General features: G+C 67.3%; 22 protein-coding genes and 2 tRNA genes. 15 read left to right on the top strand and 9 right to left on the bottom strand.

Annotated features, from left to right (window positions below; all coding sequences use genetic code 11):
• Positions 1–237 precede the first annotated feature (237 nt).
• Entirely contained in the window at positions 238–2,139 is a 1,902-nt protein-coding gene (locus AB0F43_RS05405; RefSeq protein WP_360470959.1) for a hypothetical protein, read from the bottom strand.
• A gap of 189 nt (positions 2,140–2,328) precedes the next feature.
• Here AB0F43_RS05405 and AB0F43_RS05400 point away from each other — a divergent pair, with 189 nt between their 5' ends.
• The gene (locus AB0F43_RS05400) at positions 2,329–3,609 is read left to right on the top strand and encodes an MFS transporter (RefSeq protein ID WP_360470956.1); all 1,281 of its coding nucleotides are present in this window, start codon (positions 2,329–2,331) and stop codon (positions 3,607–3,609) included.
• Here AB0F43_RS05400 and AB0F43_RS05395 read toward each other — a convergent pair.
• Positions 3,551–4,102, bottom strand: coding sequence for a kinase (locus AB0F43_RS05395; RefSeq protein WP_360470953.1), 552 nt, complete (start codon positions 4,100–4,102; stop codon positions 3,551–3,553). The two genes, AB0F43_RS05400 and AB0F43_RS05395, sit on opposite strands and share 59 nt — an antisense overlap.
• 236 nt (positions 4,103–4,338) lie before the next feature.
• Between AB0F43_RS05395 and AB0F43_RS05390 the strand changes: the two genes are divergently transcribed.
• A complete protein-coding gene (locus tag AB0F43_RS05390; RefSeq protein ID WP_360470950.1) occupies positions 4,339–4,668 on the top strand; it encodes a nucleoside triphosphate pyrophosphohydrolase family protein in 330 nt (109 codons plus the stop codon).
• 507 nt (positions 4,669–5,175) lie between these two features.
• On the opposite strand, the gene AB0F43_RS05385 is transcribed toward AB0F43_RS05390, so the two are convergent.
• The 3 genes from AB0F43_RS05385 to AB0F43_RS05375 all read right to left on the bottom strand — a co-directional run bounded on the left by AB0F43_RS05385 (position 5,176) and on the right by AB0F43_RS05375 (position 7,254).
• Positions 5,176–5,652, bottom strand: a complete 477-nt coding sequence (locus AB0F43_RS05385; protein WP_360470948.1) for a GNAT family N-acetyltransferase — start codon at positions 5,650–5,652, stop codon at positions 5,176–5,178.
• Between the two features lie 59 nt (positions 5,653–5,711).
• Positions 5,712–6,395: a hypothetical protein gene (locus tag AB0F43_RS05380; RefSeq protein WP_360470945.1), complete on the bottom strand. Its 684-nt coding sequence runs from the start codon at positions 6,393–6,395 to the stop codon at positions 5,712–5,714.
• Between the two features lie 361 nt (positions 6,396–6,756).
• Entirely contained in the window at positions 6,757–7,254 is a 498-nt protein-coding gene (locus tag AB0F43_RS05375) for a DUF3592 domain-containing protein (RefSeq protein ID WP_360470943.1), read from the bottom strand.
• A 118-nt stretch (positions 7,255–7,372) separates the two neighbouring features.
• On the opposite strand from AB0F43_RS05375, the gene AB0F43_RS05370 reads away from it, so the two are divergent.
• Positions 7,373–7,537, top strand: a complete 165-nt coding sequence (locus AB0F43_RS05370) for a hypothetical protein (RefSeq protein ID WP_360470940.1) — start codon at positions 7,373–7,375, stop codon at positions 7,535–7,537.
• Between the two features lie 82 nt (positions 7,538–7,619).
• Here AB0F43_RS05370 and AB0F43_RS05365 read toward each other — a convergent pair.
• Positions 7,620–7,690: transfer RNA gene (locus AB0F43_RS05365), tRNA-Gly, on the bottom strand.
• Between the two features lie 210 nt (positions 7,691–7,900).
• Here AB0F43_RS05365 and AB0F43_RS05360 point away from each other — a divergent pair.
• The 7 genes from AB0F43_RS05360 (at position 7,901) to AB0F43_RS05330 (ending at position 14,528) form a co-directional block, all read left to right on the top strand.
• Positions 7,901–7,976: transfer RNA gene (locus AB0F43_RS05360), tRNA-Pro, on the top strand.
• Positions 7,977–8,049: 73 nt separating this feature from the next.
• Positions 8,050–9,444 (top strand): trigger factor, encoded by a 1,395-nt coding sequence (tig, locus tag AB0F43_RS05355; protein ID WP_360470938.1) that lies wholly within the window; start codon positions 8,050–8,052, stop codon positions 9,442–9,444.
• Between the two features lie 137 nt (positions 9,445–9,581).
• The gene (locus AB0F43_RS05350) at positions 9,582–9,845 is read left to right on the top strand and encodes a hypothetical protein (RefSeq protein ID WP_360470935.1); all 264 of its coding nucleotides are present in this window, start codon (positions 9,582–9,584) and stop codon (positions 9,843–9,845) included.
• Between the two features lie 114 nt (positions 9,846–9,959).
• Positions 9,960–10,583 carry an ATP-dependent Clp protease proteolytic subunit gene (locus AB0F43_RS05345; protein WP_360470932.1) on the top strand — a complete coding sequence of 208 codons (624 nt, stop codon included), beginning with the start codon at positions 9,960–9,962 and terminating at the stop codon, positions 10,581–10,583.
• 31 nt (positions 10,584–10,614) lie between these two features.
• Complete coding sequence (locus AB0F43_RS05340; protein ID WP_337323247.1) at positions 10,615–11,226, top strand: ATP-dependent Clp protease proteolytic subunit; 612 nt, start codon at positions 10,615–10,617, stop codon at positions 11,224–11,226.
• Between the two features lie 236 nt (positions 11,227–11,462).
• A complete protein-coding gene (gene clpX / locus AB0F43_RS05335) occupies positions 11,463–12,758 on the top strand; it encodes an ATP-dependent Clp protease ATP-binding subunit ClpX (protein ID WP_360470929.1) in 1,296 nt (431 codons plus the stop codon).
• Positions 12,759–12,908: 150 nt separating this feature from the next.
• Positions 12,909–14,528 (top strand): alpha/beta hydrolase, encoded by a 1,620-nt coding sequence (locus tag AB0F43_RS05330; RefSeq protein ID WP_360470927.1) that lies wholly within the window; start codon positions 12,909–12,911, stop codon positions 14,526–14,528.
• Positions 14,529–14,609: 81 nt separating this feature from the next.
• On the opposite strand, the gene AB0F43_RS05325 is transcribed toward AB0F43_RS05330, so the two are convergent.
• Entirely contained in the window at positions 14,610–15,464 is an 855-nt protein-coding gene (locus AB0F43_RS05325) for an SDR family oxidoreductase (RefSeq protein ID WP_360470924.1), read from the bottom strand.
• A 124-nt stretch (positions 15,465–15,588) separates the two neighbouring features.
• Here AB0F43_RS05325 and AB0F43_RS05320 point away from each other — a divergent pair, with 124 nt between their 5' ends.
• Entirely contained in the window at positions 15,589–16,497 is a 909-nt protein-coding gene (locus tag AB0F43_RS05320) for an AraC family transcriptional regulator (protein WP_360470922.1), read from the top strand.
• Here the strand turns inward: AB0F43_RS05320 and AB0F43_RS05315 are convergent.
• Positions 16,484–17,533: a helix-turn-helix transcriptional regulator gene (locus tag AB0F43_RS05315; protein WP_360470919.1), complete on the bottom strand. Its 1,050-nt coding sequence runs from the start codon at positions 17,531–17,533 to the stop codon at positions 16,484–16,486. The two genes, AB0F43_RS05320 and AB0F43_RS05315, sit on opposite strands and share 14 nt — an antisense overlap.
• Positions 17,534–17,678: 145 nt before the next feature.
• Here AB0F43_RS05315 and AB0F43_RS05310 point away from each other — a divergent pair, with 145 nt between their 5' ends.
• From AB0F43_RS05310 to AB0F43_RS05295, 4 genes are all read left to right on the top strand, one after another.
• On the top strand, positions 17,679–18,119 hold the full coding sequence (locus tag AB0F43_RS05310; protein ID WP_360470916.1) for a cupin domain-containing protein: 441 nt from the start codon (positions 17,679–17,681) through the stop codon (positions 18,117–18,119).
• Positions 18,116–18,490 carry a DUF1304 family protein gene (locus AB0F43_RS05305; protein WP_360470913.1) on the top strand — a complete coding sequence of 125 codons (375 nt, stop codon included), beginning with the start codon at positions 18,116–18,118 and terminating at the stop codon, positions 18,488–18,490. Before AB0F43_RS05310 ends, AB0F43_RS05305 begins: the two co-directional genes overlap by 4 nt.
• A gap of 158 nt (positions 18,491–18,648) precedes the next feature.
• Positions 18,649–20,190: an alkaline phosphatase D family protein gene (locus AB0F43_RS05300; RefSeq protein WP_360470911.1), complete on the top strand. Its 1,542-nt coding sequence runs from the start codon at positions 18,649–18,651 to the stop codon at positions 20,188–20,190.
• Positions 20,191–20,196: 6 nt separating this feature from the next.
• Positions 20,197–21,453 carry a hypothetical protein gene (locus AB0F43_RS05295; RefSeq protein ID WP_360470908.1) on the top strand — a complete coding sequence of 419 codons (1,257 nt, stop codon included), beginning with the start codon at positions 20,197–20,199 and terminating at the stop codon, positions 21,451–21,453.
• A 41-nt stretch (positions 21,454–21,494) separates the two neighbouring features.
• Here the strand turns inward: AB0F43_RS05295 and AB0F43_RS05290 are convergent, their stop codons facing one another.
• Positions 21,495–23,546 carry a beta-galactosidase gene (locus AB0F43_RS05290; RefSeq protein ID WP_360470906.1) on the bottom strand — a complete coding sequence of 684 codons (2,052 nt, stop codon included), beginning with the start codon at positions 23,544–23,546 and terminating at the stop codon, positions 21,495–21,497.
• Positions 23,547–23,553: the final 7 nt, after the last annotated feature.

Below are 23,553 nucleotides of genomic sequence, written 5' to 3'. Positions count from 1 at the left end.
CTGCGATAGACGGCGCTTGGGCAGGTCTCTCTGAGGGCATCTGGACGGGCGCACTTCCCATCATGCTCGGGTGTTGGGGGTCGCCACCGGAAAACGGCGCACTTTCCAGTATCGCCTACCGGTAAGCGCTTGTCCTTCGAATTCCATTCCTCGGTGATGAATTACCTCGTGTCGCAATAGGCGAGCCCCGTCACCACGCGGTGACGGGGCTCACAGTCATTGCGAACCGTGATAGCTCTACGGATTGGCTCGGAGGAAGGCGATGCCGTCGATGGTGGCCGGGGCGGTGGAGGTCGAGACGATCTTGACCGCGCCGGTGCGGAACGGCGTGATCGGCAGGTAGGTCACCTTGCGGGCGGTGGTGGTGGCCGCCAGCGAGACGGTGCCGATCTTGATGTTCGCGTGGTAGACGTCGACGCGGCCCTGGCCCGGGCCGTGGAGGGCGACCAGCGCGATCCGGGCGCCGGCCTCGGTGGCCTTGGTCAGATAGGCACCGTTCGCCTTGAGGATCGACGTGGTGCCCTGGAACGCGAGCGTGCTGGTGGAGCGCGTGACCGACCCGGCCGCGGTGAGCGCGCGATCATCCTGCGGTGCCACGCTGCAGATCTGCGGCGACCACGCGGACAGGTTGCCGAGGTAGTCCCGGGAGCGGACCAGGAAGCAGGTGTCCCAGCCCAGCCGCGGCGCCCAGGTGATCGACGTGGTCCGGGTGTTCTGCCAGTCCGGTGGGTACAGCCACTTGCCCAGGGCAACGCCCGGCCCGGCGTTCCTGTAGACGACGTCGTACGACGCCACGTCGGTGTCGTCCTGGTACGCCCAGCGGAACGTGACCGGCGACGTCACTGCGACTCGGTCGCCGATCCGCAGCGTGACCAGCACCGGCGCCGTACCGTCGACCTCACTGCAGTACGACGTGCTCCAAGCGCTGAGGTTGCCCGCGTAGTCGCGAGCCCTGACCTGCCAGCACGTGTCGGTGCCGATCGGTGCGGTGTAGCTGGCGCCGGTCGTCTTCAGACCCTGCCAGGCGGGGACCTGGTTCCACGCGCCGTACGGCGACGTGCGGTTGGGCCGCTGCTGGATGCGCAGGTCGTAGGAGTCGACCCCGGTCGCGGGCGAGTTGGGGTCCTGCGGATCGGTGAACGCCCACTCGAACGACAGGCTCGTGTTGTCACGGATCCGGTCGCCCGCCGATGCACTGGTCATTACTGGTGCCACGGTGTCCGGTCGCTGCTGCGGGTCCGCGGTGAGCCAGCTCAGTGTGATCACGCGCGGTTTCGAGTCCGGGTCGGCGTACACGATCTTGGCCAGGCCGGAGCCGTCGGCGCGGAAACTGGCCGGCTGCGATCCGCCGCGGACCGGTCCGTAGCGGCGCTGGCCGAGTGCCTGGTCGTTGAGGTCGGTGACCAGCAGGTTCTGGTCGGCGGTCGTCTGGACCGTGAAGCCGTTGCCGAGTTGGGAGTCTGCCGGGACTGTCAGGTTGCGCGGGGCTTCGGGGCCCTTCACGTCGACGACCTGGTTGCAGCCGCTGAGCAGGGCCCAGCGACCGTTGACGCGGTCCGGCTCGACTGTGCAGTTGGTGGCCACAAGGACTGTCTTGACCGTGCCGGTGGCGAGGTCCTTGCCGGTGAGCTGTCCGGGCTCGGTCACCTTCCAGACGGTCGAGTCGGACATGGCGAACGGCGGTGCGAAGTCGGCCAGCTTGGTCCTGGTCGCGACGTCGTACACCTCTGCGGTGGCCGCGTTCGGGGTGCGGTGGGAGACGAGCTTGCCGCCCTTGCCCAGGATCACTTCGTCCGTTCCGGGGACGGTGAGGCCACCGACCTTGGCTGAGCCTGATTGGAAGGTCAGCAGGCTGGTCCCCTCGAGCTGGAACGGCTTGGTCTCGCTGGAACCACCCGTTGCGGTCCAGGTCGTGCCGTTGTCACTGGTCTCCCAGAGCGTGTGATCGGTCTTGTCCGTTGTCACCACCCGCGCGCCGGACAGGCCGACATCGCCGACCTGGGCCGTGGACGTTCGGGTGGCGACCAGTACGCCCTCACCCAGGTGCTCCGGCGGATCAGCCGCCATCACCTGACTCGCCATCACCGGCACCAGCACGACCGCACAGACGACCGCAGCCGCCTTGACCCGCAACTTCACCACAACAACCCCCTTGGCGCCCTCCCCCGGGCACCCCTCGACACTGGGCGGCACCTTAGCCAGTAACGACCGGTAACGGAAGCGCTTACCGGTCTGGACCGAGCTGGGCTTTCGCGGGCGGTGAACAGGCTCTGCTGGGGGCGAACAGGTGTGGTGGGCGGACGGTGGGTCGGTGACAGGTTGCCGGGCATGGCTTGGATCGTCAGGGGTGAGTTCAGGAAGCTGTGGGTCGGGCAGTTGGTGTCGGCGTCGGGGACTGCGATCACCACTGTCGCGTTGCCGCTGGTTGCGGTGGTGACTCTGCAGGCGTCGGCTGTGGAGATGGGGGTGTTGGCGGCGCTCACTGTGCTGCCGCATCTCGTCTTCGGGTTGCCCGCGGGTATGTGGGTGGATCGGTGGTCGCTGCGGCGGGTGCTGGTGGTGACGGACGTTGGGCGCGCCGTACTGCTCGGGTGTATCCCACTGAGCGCGGCTGTGGGGGCGTTGGCGATATGGCAGCTGTACGTGGTTGCTGTGCTGACCGGTGTGCTGACGTTGGTGTCGGAGACTGCGTCGATGACGTTGGTGCCGGCGCTCGTGCGGCGGGATGACCTCATCCGGGCGAACAGCGCGTATCTACTCAACCTGAACGTGGCGTCCACGGCAGGGCCTTCAGTGGCTGGTCTGTTGGTGCAGGTGGTGACTGCACCGTTCGCGATCGTCTTTGATGCGGCGTCGTACGTGGTGTCGGCTGTGGCGTCGTACCTGATCCGTGAGCCTCGGCGTACGTCCGCGGGGCGATCGCGGGGGCGGCTGACGGCTGGGCTGCGGGTGCTCTTCGGCAGTCCGGTGCTGGCGCCTTTGGCGGTGTCGGCGACGGTCGGCGCTGTCGCCGGCTCGCTGCAGGGGCCGTTGATCGTGCTCTATCTGGTCCGGGAGCTTCACTGGGCGCCTGCACTGGTCGGTGTGGCGATCACAGCCTTCGGTGTGGCGGCAGTCGTCGGCTCACTCGTCGCACCCGCGTGGATCCGCCTGGTCGGGATCGGTCGCGGCTACCTCACTGGTCAGTTCGTGGCGTCCCTGACCGGCGCTGCTCTGGCGGTCGGCTTCGCGCCATTCGTCCTGCTGGGGCAGGCGTTGTCCGGCCTCGGCATGTCGCTGTTCGCCGTACCGCAACGCACGCTGCGCCAGTCCCTCGTGCCACCTGGGTCGCTGGGCCGAGTAAGCGCCACCTGGCGCACCCTCGTCGTCGGCGGTCAATCCCTGGGTGCCCTGACCTCCGGCGTTCTCGCCACGGCACTCGGACTCCGCGCGACCTTGCTCATCTCCACCATCGGCATGCTCGCAGCAACCCTGATCGCCGTGCTGTCTCCGCTCCGGACCCTGCACAGCCTCCCGGAAACAGCCCCGCTTGACGGCGGCCCCGCCGTCTTCAGTCCTCGACGGGGTGGGCGACCGTTCCGCCGGTGGACCAGGCGAGGTCGGAGATGATCCGGGTGGCCGTGTCGTCCAGGGTGCTGGAGCTGTCGATCACCTGCTCGCCGGGTACGCCGAGGAGGTCGCAGGGCTGGTACCAGTCACGCAACTGTTCGGGAGTGACGACCTTCGACAGTGGTTTGGTGGCATGGCGTCGGAGGGTCTCTTCGAAGGGGATCTGAAAGTAGTACACCCCGGTGTCGCCGGCGTGGTCGGCGACCAGTTGCCGCACCATCGCGCCGTACGTCGGGCTGTAGAGGATGCCTTCCAGGATCACGTGATACCGGTTGTCGAGCGCATAACGGACCGTCTGGTCGATCAACCCGATATTCGGCTGGCCGGGACGGTCATGCTCTCGCAGCAGAATCCGCCGCAAGTAGTCCTGCTCGACCCAAGCGACGCCCCGCCCAACCCGCCGCCGCACCTCCTGCGCCGTACTGCTCTTCCCAGACCCGGAGTTCCCCCGAATCACCACCAACCGCGTCGTACCGTCCCCGATCATCGCCATCCCGAGACCCTAAACGCCCCCAAGGCCGCCGGGTGCCGTCGGACGCCGGACGGCGGAGGCTGGAGCGGGCGCGCCACTGACGCCGTGCACGGAGAGAGCTCCCGGGGTCACGTTCTAGGACCCGCAGCACCCCGTTTGATGACCATCTGTAAGGGGCGCAGAAGGCACGCCAGGTCCGTGAGATTCGAACTCGATGATCGGCCGTCGACCGGAGTCGTTCAGCCTATAGTTGGGCCGTGAATTTGGATGAGTATCAGAAGGCAGCACTTCAGACAGCTGCACCGAGAGACAAACACAACGAGCTGTTTCACCTCCTGCTCGGGCTTGTAGGTGAAACAGGTGAGATCGCCGAAAAAGCCAAGAAGATCGTGCGCGACAAAGACAGCGACTTCTCTCAATGGGATATCGAAGATCTGAAGAAGGAGCTCGGCGATACGCTCTGGTACATCGCCGTCATTGCGGACTATTTTGATGTCAGGCTCGAGGATGTTGCCCAGCTCAACATCGCCAAGCTTGCGGACCGGCAGAAACGAGCGATGCTCGGCGGCAGCGGCGACAATCGTTGAGTTGATCCGCGGGCCTTCGCGCAGAGCTGTTCACCACGAGCACGACTGGAGTGACCTGAGTGACCGTCAGCGGCCACCGGTCAGGGCACGTGAAGGCGGGGCTATTCATCTCGCTCGTCCCAAGGCATCGTCCGGGGGTCGCCTGGATAGAGGACCTGCCGCAGCGCAACCACGACAGGCCAGTAGGTAACGCTCGCAACGACGCCGTAGAGGGGCTTTGGGGGTATCACTGACCCAGTCGGCGTGCCCGTGATGCTTCGCCCACTCGGCCACCAGCCACAGCCAGCCGCCGAATCCGGCAAGGAAGATCCCGTTCCAGACCCACCGCATCACACGTGTCGGCCTGCGAGCCTTCCACCGTTCGGTCCATGACTGGGAGCGCTCGGACCCGTCCGTCATGCGAAGAACTATCCCGCGCCGTCGATCTGACCACCACGGATGCCCCGCCCCCTGACAGCTGCCAAACCCGCGGCCCGCACGGATCGCGGCAGATCCGGACGTCGTCGCTCAGAGGCGACGGCTGAGCCGCACGTCTTCGGCCTCGTACCCCAACTTCTCGTAGAAGCCGCGCGCAATTGTGTTTGCCGCGCCCGTCTCCAGGCTCAGCCGGGCCAGTCCACGCGCCCGCCCCCAATCCTCGGCAGCAGCCATTAGCGCCGATCCCACACCATGACGAGAGTCCCCCGAGGCGACAACAAGTTCCCCTACATAGGCGTCTACCTCACCGGTGGAGTGCCGCCGGGTGGCCACCGTCACCGCTCCGACGACTCGGCCACGTACCTCGCCGACGAACACGGCACCGTCGGCAGAGTTCGCGCGTTCGAGAGAGTCGGTGACCCACTGGGTGACGGCACGCAGTACGGCGCTTGGATCACGCCACTGAGCCACCCCCTCGGTCAATCTTGGGGCAAGCGCCATGACCGCCTCGCGATCCTGCTCGGTGAAGGTGCGGATCTGCGGTCGAGCCTCGTCCTCAGTGTCCATGCCTCACACCCTGACACGCCCTTAGTTCAGCTGCGCGGATAGCGGCAAAATGAGTGCGGTCAGGAGTCGACCGCTCCCGAGCCTCCGTGTGTGAAGTAGTCGAGTTCGCTCTTCGCGGCTGCCTTAAGGTCTGGTTCGAGCCGTCCCCAGCCGCCGTTCCACTCGTCATCGAGGCCAATCCAGAGTCCGAGGTCGAACTCGGGGTAGGTCTCGCCAAGCCGCGCCAAGGTGGAGACGGCCCATCGCGTATCTCCGGTGTGCCGCCAGGTCGAGGTGACCCAGTCGACGGCGATAGCTTGCAACTCCGCTGACTCCGAGGGGATGCTGACGCTGGCCTCGGTGACCGAGTTGGCGATGAGCGTGTCCAGCATCGCCGGGTCATGGGGGTCATGACCGGCGAGTAGCTGGACGGATTCGTTGTCCACGAGGTCAGCAGCCGGCCAGCGGGCCGCAAGATCCGGCAGATCATCCGTGCGCACAAACCCGAGCCGATAGAGGACGTATGCCTCCCTCAGATCGGGCAGCACTCTTCCGTCCGATTGCACTTCCGTAGGATGACAGAACCCGGCCCGGGGCCGCACGCATCTCGGCAGATCCGTGCGTTCGACCGTCTGCCACTCGTACATGCGGTTGTCGCGGTGCATCTCGATGAGCGACACGGCGTTGATGGTTAGGTCGGCCGGGTCGGCTGTGACGCGTTTGATCGCGTCGAGCGTGGTGATGGCAGGCTGCGGAGTGCTCACGTACCCAGGCTGATGTGCGGCTGATAGCCGTCGGCGTTGTCGGGTACGCCGTCGGGGCCGAACACATCTGCGATCGCGGCTCGTAGACCTCGGTGATAGAACGTTGAGCGTACGTCGGAGCATCGCCGAGCTGATCGTAGCCAGTTTGGAAGATCGGCCGAAGGCACGCTCACCGTCTGGTGCCGAGCCTGACCCGGTGCCCGCCGGGTGACCGGTCTTGACCCCGGTTGCCCCCTCGTAATCGCTCGCTAATCGCTCGCAACCTTCTCATTACGAGTCCGGCCCAAAGAGCGTCAACGGACAGACGATCCCCGATCCTGAGCGCGGATGATGGTCTGTGATCGGGGTCGTTGGCGGCTGTTCAGGGATCTTCGGGGGCCTCTCGGGGGGCTCGGCAGCGCCGCCATCGATTCCATCGAGCCCAGGTCACCACGAGCATTGCTGGCCCGAGCGGGAGGAAGATGTAGTCCCACAACTGCACCACGGATGCCTGCGGGTCCGCTGCCCGGGACGGCTTCTTCGGGTCGAACCTGATCGGCACGATTTCACCTTGGGCCGGTCGCCGCTTGAGCCTTTCAACGATCGCCGTCTCGCCGACGGGACCGCTCACGAACACGATGTTGATGGTTTTGGTGCGGCCGTCGTAGTTGGTGCGTACCACTCGTGCTTGGGCGATCTCTCCTCGCGCTGTGAGTGCCCAGCCGTCGTAGAGGAACGATGCTGATACGCCCGCCAAGGTGAGTCCTGCGGCGAGAAAGATCAGTAGCCGCCACACGGACCACTCGCCAGCGCCGAACGACAAGACGAAGGACTCAAATGTCGGTCCTTCGTCGGAGTCGCCGCGCTCGTACAGTTTCACGCCGTGATCATCACATGCAGCACCCGTTGTCTCGACGCCACATTCGCCCTGTCCCCCTGACCTACGTCACACCGGTAGCCATCTGGCCTCGAAGAGTGGCGCGTCGACCAAGGAGCTGATGCACCGGATGGGCCACGGCACGATGCGGGCAGCGCTGATCTACCAACACAACACGGACGAGAGGGCTCGGGAGATCGCGGCTCGCCTGAACGAGGTAGTCGCTCGCGAGGCCAAACGGGATGACGACGGTGGAGCGTCCGGCGTGCTGGTGCCGACCCCCTAATCGCTCGCGGTCGAATCCGGCCCGAACGTGAGAGAAGGCCCCTAGCCTCAGATTCCTGTGGCTGGGGGCCTTCCGTCGTTTGAGCGGGTGACGAGAATCGAACTCGCGTAGCCAGTTTGGAAGACTGGGGCTCTACCATTGAGCTACACCCGCGGTGCTCGGACATGATTCCACATTCTCGGGGGTGGACTCAAAACGGTTTGCGGATCGGGTCGTCGGTGGCCTGGATTCGCGGGGTCATGGCGCCGTGACGAGGGATCGTCTGGCCGGTGCTCGGGGTGAGGAGCGGCGGCGTGGTGCGCGGCCGGTCGGGGGTGGTGGCGCGAGCACTGGGTTGGGTCGACTAGACTCGTGCGGTCACTGCGGGGCGTAGCGTAGTGGCTAGCGCGCCTGCTTTGGGAGCAGGAGACCGCAGGTTCGAGTCCTGTCGCCCCGACCAACCCCCTGCAGCACCCCTGCAGTGCGGGCTGTTCCCGCGCTGTGAACGTCGTCAACCAAGGAGAACCGCCACCGTGAAGAGCACCGTCGAGTCCATGAGCCCGACGAAGGTCCGGCTCATCGTCGAGGTGCCGTTCGAGGAACTCAAGCCGAGCCTCGACGCGGCGTACCAGAGCATCGCGAAGCAGATCACCGTCCCGGGGTTCCGCAAGGGCAAGGTCCCGCCGCAGGTGATCGACCAGCGGGTCGGTCGCGGGCCGGTGCTCGAGGAGGCGATCAACGACGCGCTCCCGAAGCTGTACTCGCAGGCGGTGCAGGACAACAAGGTCAAGGCGATCGGCCGGCCCGAGGTCGACGTGACCGAGTTCAACGACAAGGAGAGCCTGCAGTTCTCCGCCGAGGTCGAGGTCCGCCCGGAGATCACCCTGCCGGACCTGGAGGGCCTGGAGGCCGAGGTCGAGGACATCGCGATCTCCGATGACGAGGTGGACGAGCAGCTCGAGGCGCTGCGGCAGCGGTTCGGCTCGCTGAACCCGGTCGAGCGGGCGGTCCAGGACAAGGACTTCATCACCATCGACCTGTCCGCCAGCAAGGACGGCGAGAAGGTCGAGGAGGCGCAGGCCACCGGCCTGTCGTACCAGGTCGGCAGCGGCCAGCTGCTGGACGGCCTGGACGAGGCGGTCATCGGGCTGAACGCCGGCGAGACCAAGACCTTCGTCACCCAGCTGGTCGGCGGCTCGCTGAAGGGCGAGGACGTCGACGTCGAGGTGACCGTGACCGCGGTCAAGGAGCAGGAGCTGCCGGAGTTCGACGACGAGTTCGCGCAGACCGCGTCCGAGTTCGACACCGCCGACGAGCTGAAGGCCGACATCCGGGCCCGGCTGGAGCGCGGCAAGCGGCTGGAGCAGGCCGGCGAGGCGCGGGACGCCGTCCTCGAGAAGATCCTGACGCTGGTCGACGTACCGGTGCCGGAGGGTCTGCTGACCGACGAGCTGGCCGCCCGGAAGGAGAACCTGGAGCAGCAGCTCGGGTACTCCGGGATGACGTTCGAGCAGTTCCTGGAGGGCGAGGAGCAGTCCCAGGAAGAGTTCGACGAGGACCTGAAGAAGCGCTCCGAGGACGCGATCAAGGCGCAGTTCGTGCTCGACCTGGTGGCCGAGCAGCAGGAGCTGAGCGTGAACGACCAGGAGCTGACCGAGCACATCGTCCGGCACGCGCAGCGCTCCGGCGTCAGCCCGGACCAGTTCGCCCAGCACGCGGTCGAGAACAACCTGGTGCCGAGCCTGGTCTCCGAGGTCGTCCGCGGCAAGGCGCTGGCCCATCTGGTCGAGAACGCCAAGGTCACCGACGCCTCCGGCAACGTGGTCGAGCTGAAGACCCTGCAGCCGGACGGCACCTACGCCGACCCGGCGGCCGAGACCGCCGAGGCCCCGGCGGACGCCCCGGCCGAGGAGCCGGCGAAGGCCTGATCAGCAGTACGGCGCGACGGCCCGGATCCCTCGTGGATCCGGGCCGTCGTCGTCTGCTCAGCCGGCTGAAAGCGATCTGAAAGCGGCATTCCCTAGCGTTACCCACGCAACGTGAGACCGCCCGGGGGAATGCCTGAATGAAACCGAGTCTGCTGCCCGACGAGCCCTGCCTGTGGCTGCCGGGCCATCCGTCGCTCCAGGTGCTGAACGCCTGCCGCCCGCCGCGCCTCCGGGTCCGGAACGGCGCTCAAAGTCGGCGACGGCAGGCGACGCCGGTGCCGCCGCGGCACAGCGACGTACCACCGATCGCTCCAGCACCTGGTGGGCGAGTCGGGGATGCGCGCGAACGAGGCTCGGGCGAGGTTCAGGCCTTCGCCGCGGTCGCGCTCTGTGGCTGGTGACCGGCCGTTTGCGCTGAGCGAAAGAACTTCGCTCAGGGCAGACACGGTGCGCCGTGAGCGAACACCTGTGGCCCAGCCTTAGGTCTGTCGCCGCCGCCCAGTAATGTCGGCTTCGTGAACGAGACATTTGCAGCCAGCCCCACCGCCGCGGGCGGCAACGGATCCGGCGGACTCGACGACCACATCTACCAGCGCCTGCTGCAGAACCGGATCATCTTCCTGGGGTCCGAGGTTCGCGACGACAACGCGAACGCGATCTGCGCGCAGATGTTGCTCCTCAACGCCGAGGACCCCAACAAGGACATCTGGCTGTACATCAACTCGCCGGGCGGCTCGGTGGACTCCGGCATGGCGATCTACGACACCATGCAGTGGATCTCCAACGACGTCGCGACCGTCGGGATGGGCCTGGCGGCCTCGATGGGCCAGTTCCTGCTCTGCGCCGGCGCGAAGAACAAGCGGTTCGCGCTGCCGCACGCGCGGATCATGATGCACCAGCCGTCCGGCGGTATGGGTGGTACGGCGAGCGACATCAAGATCCAGGCCGAGCAGTCGCTGCACATCAAGGCGCAGCTGTTCCGGCTGATCGCGGAGCACACCGGTCAGCAGCTCGAGCAGGTCGAGAACGACGCCGACCGGGACCGCTGGTTCACCGCCGATCAGGCCAAGGAGTACGGCTTCATCGACCACGTGGTCGCCAGCGCCGCCCAGCTCAGCTCCGGCAGCCCGAACTCCTGATCTCCCACTCCGTCAGTCAAAGGACGCACCCATGAACTACTTCATCCCGCAGTGGGAGGAGCGCACGTCGTACGGCATGCGCCGGATCGACCCCTACACCAAGCTGTTCGAGGACCGGATCATCTTCCTCGGTACGCCGATCACCGACGAGATCGCGAACGCGGTGATGGCGCAGCTGCTGTGCCTGCAGTCGATGGACTCCGACCGCGACATCAGCATCTACATCAACTCACCGGGCGGTTCGTTCACCGCGCTGACCGCGATCTACGACACCGTCCGCTACATCAAGCCGGACGTCCAGACGGTGTGCCTGGGCCAGGCCGCGTCGGCCGCCGCCGTGCTGCTCGCCGCCGGTACGCCGGGCAAGCGGCTGGCGCTGCCGAACAGCCGGATCATCATCCACCAGCCGGCCACCGAGGGCACCTACGGTCAGTCCAGCGACATCGAGATCCAGGCGAACGAGATCCTCCGGCTGCGCGCGCTGCTGGAGAAGATGATCGCCGACGCCAGCGGCAAGCCGCTGGAGGAGGTCTCGCGTGACATCGAGCGGGACAAGTTCCTGACCGCCGACCAGGCGATTGAGTACGGCCTGATCGACGACGTCCTGCAGACCCTGAAGACCCCGGTCCCGGCCGGCGTCTGACAGGTCTCACCTGATTCGACGGTGCTGTCACACAACCGGCTGGCGCGCCGCCCCGCCTTGTCAAGGGCGGGGCGCGTTCGCCACCGGCGTAGTCACAACGCGGCGGCGAGCGCGGCGTTTCGGCCTCCGGCGCGGTACGGTCGAATCGGGCTTGGGGTTCCCGTGTGGCACCCGGTCCGAGCGGCCTACGCCCCCTTGGCCCACGGTTCGACTGCTCAGAGAAGGGATCTGTCCCGGTGGCACGCATAGGTGACGGCGGCGACCTGCTGAAATGCTCGTTCTGCGGTAAGAGCCAGAAGCAGGTCAAGAAGCTCATCGCCGGTCCCGGCGTCTACATCTGCGACGAATGCATCGATCTCTGCAACGAGATCATCGAGGAGGAGCTGAACGAGGGCTCCGAGGTCGGCCTCACCGAGCTCCCCAAGCCGCGGGAGATCTACGACTTCCTCAACGCGTACGTCGTCGGACAGGACGTGGCCAAGAAGGCGCTCGCGGTGGCGGTCTACAACCACTACAAGCGGGTCCGTGACGGTCAAGGCAGCGCCACCGCCGGCCGGCACGCCAAGGACGAGGCCGTCGAGCTGGCCAAGTCGAACATCCTGCTGATCGGCCCGACCGGTTGCGGCAAGACCTACCTGGCCCAGACGCTGGCCCGGATGCTGAACGTCCCGTTCGCGATCGCCGACGCCACCGCGCTGACCGAGGCCGGGTACGTCGGTGAGGACGTCGAGAACATCCTGCTCAAGCTGATCCAGGCGGCCGACTACGACGTCAAGAAGGCCGAGACCGGGATCATCTACATCGACGAGGTCGACAAGATCGCCCGCAAGAGCGAGAACCCGTCGATCACCCGCGACGTCTCCGGCGAGGGTGTCCAGCAGGCGCTGCTGAAGATCCTGGAGGGTACGACGGCCTCGGTGCCCCCGCAGGGTGGCCGCAAGCACCCGCATCAGGAGTTCATCCAGATCGACACCACCAACGTGCTGTTCATCGTCGGCGGCGCGTTCGCCGGCCTGGACCACATGGTCGAGCAGCGGGTCGGCAAGAAGACCCTCGGCTTCAACGCCTCGCGTGAGCCGGAGAAGCCGAAGGAGGCCGGCGGCTACTCGGACGTGATGCCGGAGGATCTGCTGAAGTTCGGCCTGATCCCCGAGTTCATCGGTCGGCTCCCGGTGATCACCACGGTCTCGCCGCTGGACCGCGACGCCCTGATCAAGATCCTGTCCGAGCCGAAGAACGCGCTGGTCAAGCAGTACCGGCGCCTGTTCGAGATCGACAACGTCGAGCTGGAGTTCAGCGACGACGCGGTCGAGGCGATCGCGGACCAGGCACTGTTGCGCGGCACCGGCGCCCGCGGCCTGCGGGCGATCATGGAAGAGGTTCTCCTCAACGTGATGTACGAGGTGCCCAGTCGCGAGGACGTCGCCAAGGTCGTCGTCACCGGCGAGGTCGTGCTGGAGAACGTGAACCCCACGCTGATCCCCCGCGACCAGATCGAGCGCAAGCGCGAGCGGCGCGAGAAGACCGCCTGACACCGAAGTCTCGAAGACAGGCCGGGCCCGCTGTACGGCGGTGTCCGGCCTCCTTCTGTTGGTGGACGCTCCCTCCGCTGTACGGCGGAGCCGTACGGTCCCTCTGCTGGCGGACGCGTCGGGACTGGGCAGCCGCTTACGGTCGACTGCGTGAAGCCGACAAGATTCCTTCGAAGACTGTCCGTTGCCGTTGCCGTCGGTGCGCTGATCGCACCCGCCAGCACCGCAGTCGCCGCCCCGAAGAGCGTCATACCGAAGATCGCCTGGGGGAGTTGTGGTGCTGAGCTGCCGGCCTTCCAGTGCGCGACCGTCGAGGTGCCGACCGATTACGACCGGCCCAACGGTCCGACCACCACGATCGCGCTGACCCGGTTGCCGGCGACCGACCCCGCCCGCAAGATCGGCACGCTGTTCACCAACCCCGGTGGTCCAGGCGGGTCCGGCCTGGACTTCGTGCACCAAATGGGCCAGGCCGCGTACCAGCCCGAGGTGCGGTCGCGGTTCGACATCCTCGGGTTCGACCCGCGCGGGGTCGGCAAGTCGGATCCGGTGACCTGCTTCCCGACGGCCGCCGAGGAAGCGGCCGCGTTCGCGGGGCAGCCGTCGTACCCCGTGACACCTGAGGAGGAGCGTGCGTACACGGCGCTGAGCCTGAAGCTCGCGATCAGCTGCCGGACCACCTCGCCGGACCGGCTGGCGCACTACTCGACGGCGAACGTTGCCCGGGACATGGACCTGCTCCGGCAGGCGGTCGGAGACGACAAGCTGAGCTACGTCGGGTACTCCTACGGCACCTATCTCGGTGCGACGTACGCGCGGCTGTTCCCGAACAAGATCCGTGCCTTCGTGCTGGACGGGACGCTGAGCCCGCAGTGGTACTCCGGCTCGGACGGTGACCGACGGCCGATCGGGGACCGGCTCCGGCAGGGTGAGGGTGCCGCGGAGACATTTGCGCAGTTCCTGTCCGAATGTGCGAAGGCCGGGCCGAACGACTGTGCGCTGGCCAAGCTCGGCGATCCGAAGACCGTTGCCGAAAGCACCTTCGAGCGGTTGAAGGCGAAGCCCGTCGTCCTCACGCTGCCGGATGGTTCGACCGTCACGGTGACATACCAGACGGCCGTACAGGTCAGCTTCTTCTCGCTGTACGACCCGGCCGGTTGGCCGGCGCTGGCGGACGCGCTGGCTCAGCTCGCGAGCGCTTCGCAGCCGACGCGGGCGAAGTCCGCCGCGCGGGCGTCCGAGTTGCTGGTCGAGTGGAACCGGCGCAAGGAGGAGTACCCCTCGATCGGTTCCGCGCTGCAGCCGTGTGTCGAGGCACGACAGTCCGGTCGGCCGCTCGCCTACCCGCAGTACGCCGACGCCGCCGACAAGCGGGCGCCACACTTCGGCCGGATGCGCCTGTGGCTGGGACAGCCGTGCGAGTTCATGGGCGTGCGGGACCACGACGCCTTCCTCGGCCCGTGGAAGCTGACCACCAAGACCCCGGTCATGGTCATCGGCACTCGCTACGACCCGGCGACGCCGTACCAGGCCACGCGCCCGTACGCCGACCTGTACCGGAACGCCAGCATGGTCACGGTCGAGGGGTATGGCCACACCGTGCTCGGCAAGAGCACCTGCGCCGACAACCTGATCACCACCTACCTCACCACGCTGAAGGCACCGGCCGACGGTTCGACCTGCGCGCAGGACCGCAAGCCGTTCGACCCCGCGCCGACGAAGACGAAGTTGCTCCAAGGCCCAGGTCTGCTCCAGGGCTTCGGACTGTAGACCGCCGCGAACAGGCCCGGTCTCTTGATGCTGGTACGACGTACGGTTACAGGCGCCCGTGCGTCGTACCAGCTTCACCGGCTACTGCTGCAGGGCGGCGGCGATCGAGTCGGCGATCGGGGTGGTCGGCCGGCCGATCAGGCGGCTGAGGTCGCTGCCGCGGCCGGCCAGCAGACCACGCTCGATCGCGGCGTCGACGTCGACCAGGATCCGCGCCATCGGTTCCGGTACGCCGGCGCCGGTCAGGATGCCGAGCAGCACCTCGGCCGGAACGTTGTTGTGGGCAACTTCCTTGCCGGACTGCTTGGACAGCTCCGCGGCGTACTCGGCCAGCGTCCACGAGGTGTCGCCATTGAGCTCGTACGCCTGCTTCTCATGACCCTCACCGGTCAGTACCGCGGCCGCCGCGGCGGCGAAGTCGCGCCGGGTAGCGGACCCGATCCGCCCGTCGCCGGTGGCGCCGACGACGCCATGCTCGAGCTGGACGGCCACCTGCTGGGTGTACATCTCGCTGTACCAGCCGTTGCGCAGGAAGGTGTAGGTCAGGCCGGAGTCGAGGATCGCCTGCTCGGTCGCCTTGTGGTCGGTGGCCAGGTCGAAGTCGGCCTCGGGACCACCGAGCACACCGGTGTATACGATCCGGGCGACGCCGGCCTCCTTGGCGGCGTCGACCACGGCCTGGTGCTGGGCGATCCGGTTGCCGATCTCGCTGCTCGAGATGAGCAGCACGGTGTCGCCGGCGCGGAACGCGGTCGCCAGCGTGGCCGGATCGTTGTAGTCGGCGATCCGGATCTCGACGCCACGGTCGGCCAGGGCGGCGGCCTTGTCGGCGTTCCGCACCGCGGCGACGACCTGGTCGGCCGGGACGCGGTGCAGCAGTTCGTCGATGACGAGCTGGCCGAGCTGGCCGGTGGCGGCGGTGACGACGATACTCATGGAGGGCTCCTCTTGGTCGATGTGTGCCTCACCGAGGGTAGACATCGATCATCAAGCGGTTCTATGTCCATTTGGCGCTTCTTTATGTCTGAGCGTCTTGCAGCGGTGGCGTATTATGCGAGCTATGGATGTTCTTGCCGATGTCGTCTCCGCGATGCGGACCGGGCCGGCCACCTCTGGCCGAACCGACATCCGGGCACCCTGGGGGCTGCGGTTCACGCAGGCCGCCGGTGCGACCTTCCACCTGGTGCTGCAGGGGAGCTCCTGGTTGCTGCTGCCGGACGGCTCGGCGCCGGTCGCGATGGGCCCAGGTGATGCGGTTCTGCTGCCGCGCGGTCTCGAGCACTCGCTGGTTGACCATCCGGAGTCGCCGGTCGTGGAGTTCGACCCGTCGGTGGAGGTGTACGAGCAGGGCTCCGGCGCGCGGTCGCTGCTGCTGTGCGGGACCTACCTGCTCGATCGCGACCGGCCGCATCCGATGCTGAGCAAGTTGCCCGAGGTCATGCACCTGCCGGCGGACCCGGGCCGGCATCGGACCCTGCACACCGCGATCGGGATCCTCGGTGAGGAGCTCGACGCGAACCGTCCAGGTGCGGCGGCCGTCGTACCGGCGCTGGTCGACGCACTGCTGGTGCTCATCCTGCGTGCGTGGCTCGAGGACCGGAGCTGCCCGACCGAGTCGGGCTGGTCGCGGGCGCTGACCGACAGCGCTGTCGCGCGGTCCCTCGAGCTGATCCATGCGGAGCCCGGCGCCACCTGGACCGTCGCCGACCTCGCCTCGGATGTCGGTCTGTCCCGCGCCGCCTTCGCTCGCCGGTTCACCGAGGCCGTCGGCGAGCCGCCGCTGACCTACCTGTCCCGCTGGCGCATGACGACGGCCGCCCGCCTGCTGCGTGATCACGACCGCCCGCTGGCCACTGTCGCCAAGGAGATCGGGTACACGTCGGAGTTCGCGTTCGCCAAGGCGTTCAAGCGCGACTTCGGCATCGCGCCCGGTGCCTACCGCAAGCAGTTGGCGGTCAGTGGTACGTGAGGTCGTCCGGCCTCAGTGTCGCCACGAGCTCACCCCGGCTGCGGACGCCGACCTTGGTGAACGCCGCCTTCAGGTGGTCCTGGACGGTGTGCGGTGAGATCGACAACCGGTCCGCGATATCCGCGGTCGGGCGACCGGCGATCACCTCCAGGCAGATCTCGCGCTCCCGGGTGGTCAGGCCGTACGCCGCCAGCAGCATGCCGACCAGGTGACGACCCGAGGCCGGCTCGATCGTCACCACGACTTCGGACTGGTCGTCGTCACTGATCAACCGGCTGCCCTGCATGACCACCCAGCCGCCGGTCGCGGTCTGCACCCGCGCCTGGAACGTTCCGGTCGCGGCGGCGCGGGTGCCTGTCACCACGGCTCGGAGCAAGGTGTTGAACCTCCCGGGGGCGATCTCGTCCAGCGCGTCCTGCCAGCTCTGCGCGGCCGAGGTGACCGCGCGCGGCTCGCCGCTCGGCCCGGTCACCACGATCGACGGTCCGACCCCTCCTTGATACCCGTGGGCATCGGTACGTACCGCCACTCTCGTCGCCGCGCCGATCGCCGGTGCCACCGATCCGAGGAACTCCACCTCGCGATCGGTGAACTCCGTCCCGCCCCGGACGAAGCCGGCCGCGCCCCAGCAGTCCCCATCGACGGTGAACGCCGCCCGCACCTCGTACTCGATCCCGAGCGGCCGCCACACCTCGTTCAGCCGGCGGTGCCTGACGACCTCGCGGTACGGCAGGTCGGACAGCCGCGCCACCGGGTACGGCCGGCGGGCCAGCTCGGCGAACGAGTTCGGGTTGTCCGCGGCGTACTCCGTCTCGGCCAGCTTCGGCTCGTACTCCGCCGGGATGTGGACGCGGCCACTGGTCATCGAACTGATCACCAGCGTGCCCGGATCCATCGCCGCCCAGCAGGTCAGATCGTTGCCGACGACCTGCTCGAGCACCTCGATCGCGGCGGCATGCAGTTGCGTGACGCCCATCCCTGACGTCGCCAGTGCCGCGATGTCCCGGCGCGCGGCTCGCGCCCGGCCCTCCCACATGCGCTCAGTATGCGCCGCTGTCACCGGGCCGCCTATCCCCGAAATGTGGGGATTCCGCTGCCGCGACAAGCCCAGCTGGACGGGATGGTTCCGCTGCCGGGCGCTTCCTACGGTCAGGTCAACCAAACTCTCAGGAGAGGGCATCATGACTGAATCGGTTCATCTGAGCACAGCCGGCACGGGTGCGGAGTACGTCGCTCCGGACGCGACCGTCACGGTCAAGGTCGGTGGCGAGCACACCGGCGCGCAGTACGAGATCTTCGAGGTCGACGCGCCAAGGGGACTGGCCGCACCACCGCACAGCGAGGCCTGGAGCAAGGCGTTCTACGTGCTGCAGGGCCGGATCCTGGTCCAGGCCGGCGACCAGGGCTACGACCTCGGTCCCGGCTCGTCGATCAGCATCCCGGCCGGAACGCTCAACACGTTCTCGGTGCTGACCCCGACGGCGAAGTTCCTGGCCGTCAGTCAGACCGGGAAGATGGGTGAGTTCTTCGCCGACCTGGCGACCGCCGACCCGACCGACTACGCCGCGCTGGGGGAGATCTCGAGCCGGCACGGGGTCACGCTCGCCGGAGCTCCGTCATGAGTACGGCGGCGCAGGTGCTGGCGGTGGCGATCGCCGTCATGCTCGGCGTGGTCTTCGTGATGGAGTCGTTCCTGTACCGGCACCCGAGGCTGTATCCGATGTTTCTCACCAAGCCTGGTGACTTCGACGCGGTCCGGCTCTGGACCGTGAACCTGGGCTGGTACAACCTGACCACCGGGATCGCGCTGGTGGCGGGCGTCGTCCTCGTGCAGACCGGTCATCTGTTGCAGGGCGAGGCGCTGATCATCTTCACCGCGGCTCAGCACACGTTCATGGCCGTCGTGCTGGTCGTCTCGCAGCCCAAGCTGTGGCTCAACGCCGTGATGGAAGGGGTTCCTGCCGCGGTTCTGCTCGCACTTGCCTTCAATTAGGCAGCTGTGAGCGGTAGGAAAGTTACGCAAACTGTCTCACTATGGGTATCAAGCACCACCCACTCTCAAGGTTCCCCGGATGGCTCCGTCCCCTCACCTGGAACGTGCAGGATCCAGCCGGGGAACCACCGCCCTGAGTAGTAGTGAAGGTGAGGCTCATGAGCCCAATCAGTCGCAGAACCCTTGTCTTCGGCGGGCTTGCCGCCGCCGGTGTCAGTGCACTCCCGGTCCGCTCGGCCGTGATCGCGGCGACCGCGGCAGTCCCGTACCCGTTCCAGCTGGGAATCGCCTCCGGTGAACCAGACGCCAACAGCGTCGTGCTGTGGACCCGGCTGGCCCCGTCACCCCTCAACGCCGACGGCCACGGCGGGATGGCGAACACCAACGTCACCGTCGACTGGCAGGTGTCCACCACGGACACGTTCAGCACGCTCGTCGCGTCCGGCTCGGTCACCGCGACGTACGCCGCCGCCCACTCGGTGCATGTCGTTGCCGGTGGCCTCAATCCCGACTCGGACTACTTCTACCGCTTCCGCGCCCAGGGTCACCTCTCGCCGGTCGGCAGGACGCGGACCGCGCCCGCCGTAGGCACCAACGGGCGTGACCTGGTGATGGCCTTCACCTCGTGCGCGCACTACGAGGAGGGCTACTACACGGTCTACCGCCGGATGGCCGAGGACAACCCGGGCCTGATTTTGCACCTGGGTGACTACATCTACGAATACGGCGCCGCGACCGGACGGCCGCGGACACATGCCGGCACCACCGAGATCGTCACGCTCGCGGACTATCGCCGGCGTTATGCGCAGTACAAGACGGATCCGGACCTGCAGGCCGCCCACGCGGCCGCGCCGTGGCTCGTCGTACCCGACGACCATGAGGTGGAGAACAACTACGCCAACATGGTGCGGGCGGACAGTACGCCGTCACTCACCAGCGCACAGTGGACGGCTCGGCGGACGTCGGCGTACCAGGCGTACTACGAGAACATGCCGCTGCGGCCGGCGCAGGCCAACAGTGGCAACAGCATCCCGCTGTACCGCCGGCAGCGGTGGGGGAACCTCGCCACCTTCCACATGCTCGACACCCGGCAGTACCGCAACGACCAGGCGTGTGGTGACGGCTGGCAGGTGTGCTCGGACGCGGACCTGGCGTCGCGCAGTCTGCCTGGCAACGCGCAGGAGACCTGGTTGCTCGACGGACTGGCCCAGCACTACGGCACCTGGGACATCCTCGGTCAGCAGGTGTTCTTCGCCCGCCGCTTCAACTCGTCCGGTGCCGGGAGCATGGACTCGTGGGACGGTTACCGCGCTTCGCGGGCCCGGATCCAGCAGGGCTGGGTCGCTCGGGGGACGCGCAATCCCGTCGTACTCACAGGTGATGTGCACCGTGCCTGGGCGAGTGATCTCAAGGCGGACTACGGCAACGCGAGCTCAGCCACCATCGGCAGCGAGCTCGTCACCAGCTCGGCGACCTCTGGCGGCGACGGCGACGGCTCGACCACGATCCCGGACGTGGCAACAAACCCGTGGCTGAGGTTCTTCAACAACCGGCGCGGTTACGTCCGTACGACGATCAGCCCGACCCAGCTGCGGGCCGACTTCCGGGCCGTCGCGAAGGTGAGCGAACACGGTGCCGCGGCGTCGACGGTGAAGTCGTTCGTGATCGAAGAAGGCCGGCCCGGCCTGCAGGCTGTGTGAGGGGGAATGATGAAGAAGACACTGGCCATCACCGCACTGGCGGCGTCCTCCCTCGCGTTCATCGCGCCGCCCGCTCAGGCCCACATCGCAGCACCGACCTGGTCGACGGCCAACAGCGTGTCGACGGGCGACCAGGACAATCCGGCGATCGCGACCAACCGCAATGGCTACGTCGCTGTGGTGTGGGAGGACGACCGCGACACCGACGACGCGACGACCAACGTGCACAGCGAGATCTACCTTCGGACGTTCCGCAACGGTACGGCGCTGTACGAGGTCAGACTGTCCGCGGGAGGCGGCAGCGGTGTGACAACCTGGCGGCATCTGCACCCGGACGTCGGACTGGACGACAAGGGCAACGCGGTCGTCGTGTGGCAGGACGATCCGGACGGGAACGGCTTCTACAACATCCCCTATCGCGTGGTGAACACCGCGGGAACCGTCACTGCCTCGGGCTCAGCCAACAGCAGTGCGACCGGTCAGCAGCTCAACCCTCGCGTCTCCGTGGACCCGGATGGCGCTCCGACCAGTGGTGCCGTGTCGTTCACCGCGGTGTGGGAGGACATTCAGGGCACTGCGCCGGCGACTGTGAAGGCAGCCGGGTTCACCGGTCCGACCACGCGTGCGTGGGAAGTCACCGCGTCGACCACGACCGGACAGCACCACAACCCGGATGTGGCGGTGTCCGCATCCGGTGACGCTGTCGTTGTGTGGGACGACGACGGCGACGCCAACTCGTCGTACGAGATCGGACTGATCCGGCTGGGCCGGACCAACGGTGCGGCCACGCTGTCTCGCCGGGTCGCGAACTCCAACACCACCGGCCAGCAGACGCGTCCGTCGGTGGCGGCCAACTTCAACGGCGACTTCGCGGTCGCGTGGGAGTCCGACCACACCGGTACGGCGGGTGCCTGGACCCGCAGCTTCACCGCTACCGGCGCCGCTCGGTTCGCCGACGTCCAGGTCGCGGCGGGGGCCAAGGCGCCGTCGATCGGCATCGACGACCAGTCCCAGACGGTCGTCGGCTGGACGGTCCAGGCCGCCGACCTGGATGTCTGGGTCCGCGGCTTCGGCACCAATGGCACTGACACCGGCCGGCTGTCAGCCCAGCAACTCAACTCGGTCCCGGGTGGTCGCCAGGAACAGATGACGGTTGCTGTCTCGCCGTACGCCCAGGTCGCCGTCGCCTACACCGACGACAATGACGGCAACACCTACGACCAGATCTACCTGGGCCAAGACTTCTCCAACAACAGCTGGTGACAGCAGGCGGCCGGCCAACCGGCCGGCCGCCTCAAATCGGCCTACTGAGCCGGTTCCACCAGAACCCGTACGTCCCACGGCCCGAGGTCGAGTTTGTCGCTCACCGCCGTGTCTGCGAGTACGTCGTGCAGCGCGGCCGGAAGGTCGATACTCAGGCTGTCCCACGACCAGTTGTGCACGAAGCGGAGCCGTCGGCCGTCGGCCGCGGTTGCCGAGGTGACGGTCACGCTGGAAGGCAGATCGGTCCATGGCGAAGGTGCGAGCCAGCGGAACAGCGCGACCGCGAGCGGACCATTGGGAACCGTGCCCACATAGGTGATCCGGCCCTCACCATGCGCCCGCGTGGTGATCGCCGGCCACCGCCCGAAGTGCGGGTGCTCATAGCTCGCCAGTACGTCGGCTCCGTCGACCTGGAGTCCGTCGGCCCACCGTGTCGCGGCCGCGTCATCGCCAAGCTGCAGCGGTGAGTCGGCGGTGGCGCGGACCGGCAAGTCGGTGCTGAGGTTGCTGTACTCGTCGTACGAGACACCAGCCGCTGCAGCGAGTCCGGCAGGCATGGTGGCAGTGCGAGCCCGCGCCTCCTGGTCGGCGTACCCAGTGCGCGGTCCGACGACCAGATGACCGCCGGCCGCGGCGTACGCGACCAGCCGCTCCAGCAAGGCGTCGTCGGCCAGGTAGAGGCCCGACACCACCAGCACTGGATGCGCTGCCCCGGTGAACTGGCTAACGTGCTGGATCTGCACCTGCAGCCCGGCACCGAAAGCTCCACGATAGAAGGGATCGAACAGGCCGTGATACGCCCGGTCGTCCGGGCTCCCGTCCTCGTGGGACAGCGCTGGGTACTTCTGCATCAACCACTTGCTCGGCAGCGAGTACAGCATGGTCACGTCGCTGTCGGGCGTCAGGTCCGCCACGAGCTCGCCGGCGGCTTCCAGTTCCGCACCCAGTTGGGCGATCTCCTGGTAGGTCCGGCCCGGCTTGCCGTTGTGGGGGAGCACACCACCCCAATAGGTCTCCGCACCGAAGTGGAGCGTATGCCAGTGCCAGTACTCGATCATCTTCGCCCCGCGCGACACGAGTGCCCACGCTGCCTGCCGCCACTGGCCGTCGTACGCCGGCCGGTTGTCCCACGGGAATCCGATCGACTGCGCGTTCGTCTCGGTGACGAGGAACGGTCGCTGCTGTGAGGAGTACATGCGGTCCGCGCTGAGGTAGAGCGCCCAGGTGCCGGTGGTCGTCCAGCTCTGCCGGGCTGGACTCGTCTGTGGGTGCAGCAGTCCGTCCTGCATTGCGTAGTACGGATTGCCTGCGGTCACGTCGAGGCGTCGTACCAGGTCGTCGTCCGCCATGGCCGGGCGCTCGTAGGAGATGCAGGTGGTGACGAACTGGTCCGGGCGGGCGTACTCGCGGACGATGTCGGCCTGCCAGCCGATGAACTCGGTGGTCTGGTCGGCCTGGAACTGTCGCCACGCCACGTCGTACTGCGGCTGGTAGTTGCCGTCCGGTGTCCACAGGTCGGCCCAGTCCGACAGCCGGTGCGACCAGTACACGAGCCCCCACTCGTCGTTGAGCTTCTGTACGTCGCCGTACTTGTGCCGCAGGCTGTCCACGAACCGCTGGAACACTCCGTGGTTGTGGAAGAGTTCGTTACCCGGCTCGTTGTCGACCTGGAACCCGATCACCGCCGGGTGGCCGGCGTACCGGCCGATGATCTTGCGGATCACCCGCTCGGCGTGGAAGCGGAACCCGGGATGGGTGAAGTCCACCTCCTGCCGGGCACCCCACGGTATCCGCTCGCCGGTCTTCCGCTCACCGGCGATCTCCGGATAGAGCCGAGCCAGCCAAGGCGGTACGGCGTACGTCGGGGTGCCCAGCAGTACGGCGATGCCACGCGCGTGCGCGCCGTCGAGGACCGGCTGCAACCAGTCCAGGTCGAAGCGCCCGTTCTCGGGTTCCCAGGTCGACCAGACCGACTCGCCGACCCTGATCACCGAGAACCGGGCCTCGGCCATCAGGTCGAGATCCTGCTCGAGCCGGTCGTGCGGTTGGTATTCGTGATAGTACGCAGCTCCGAAGAGCACACGCTCTTGCACAGCGTTT

This window comes from Kribbella sp. NPDC023972, assembly GCF_040639075.1.
GTDB lineage: Bacteria > Actinomycetota > Actinomycetes > Propionibacteriales > Kribbellaceae > Kribbella.
Note: the sequence above shows the minus strand (reverse complement) of the source record. Positions and strands in the feature narration are given on the sequence as shown.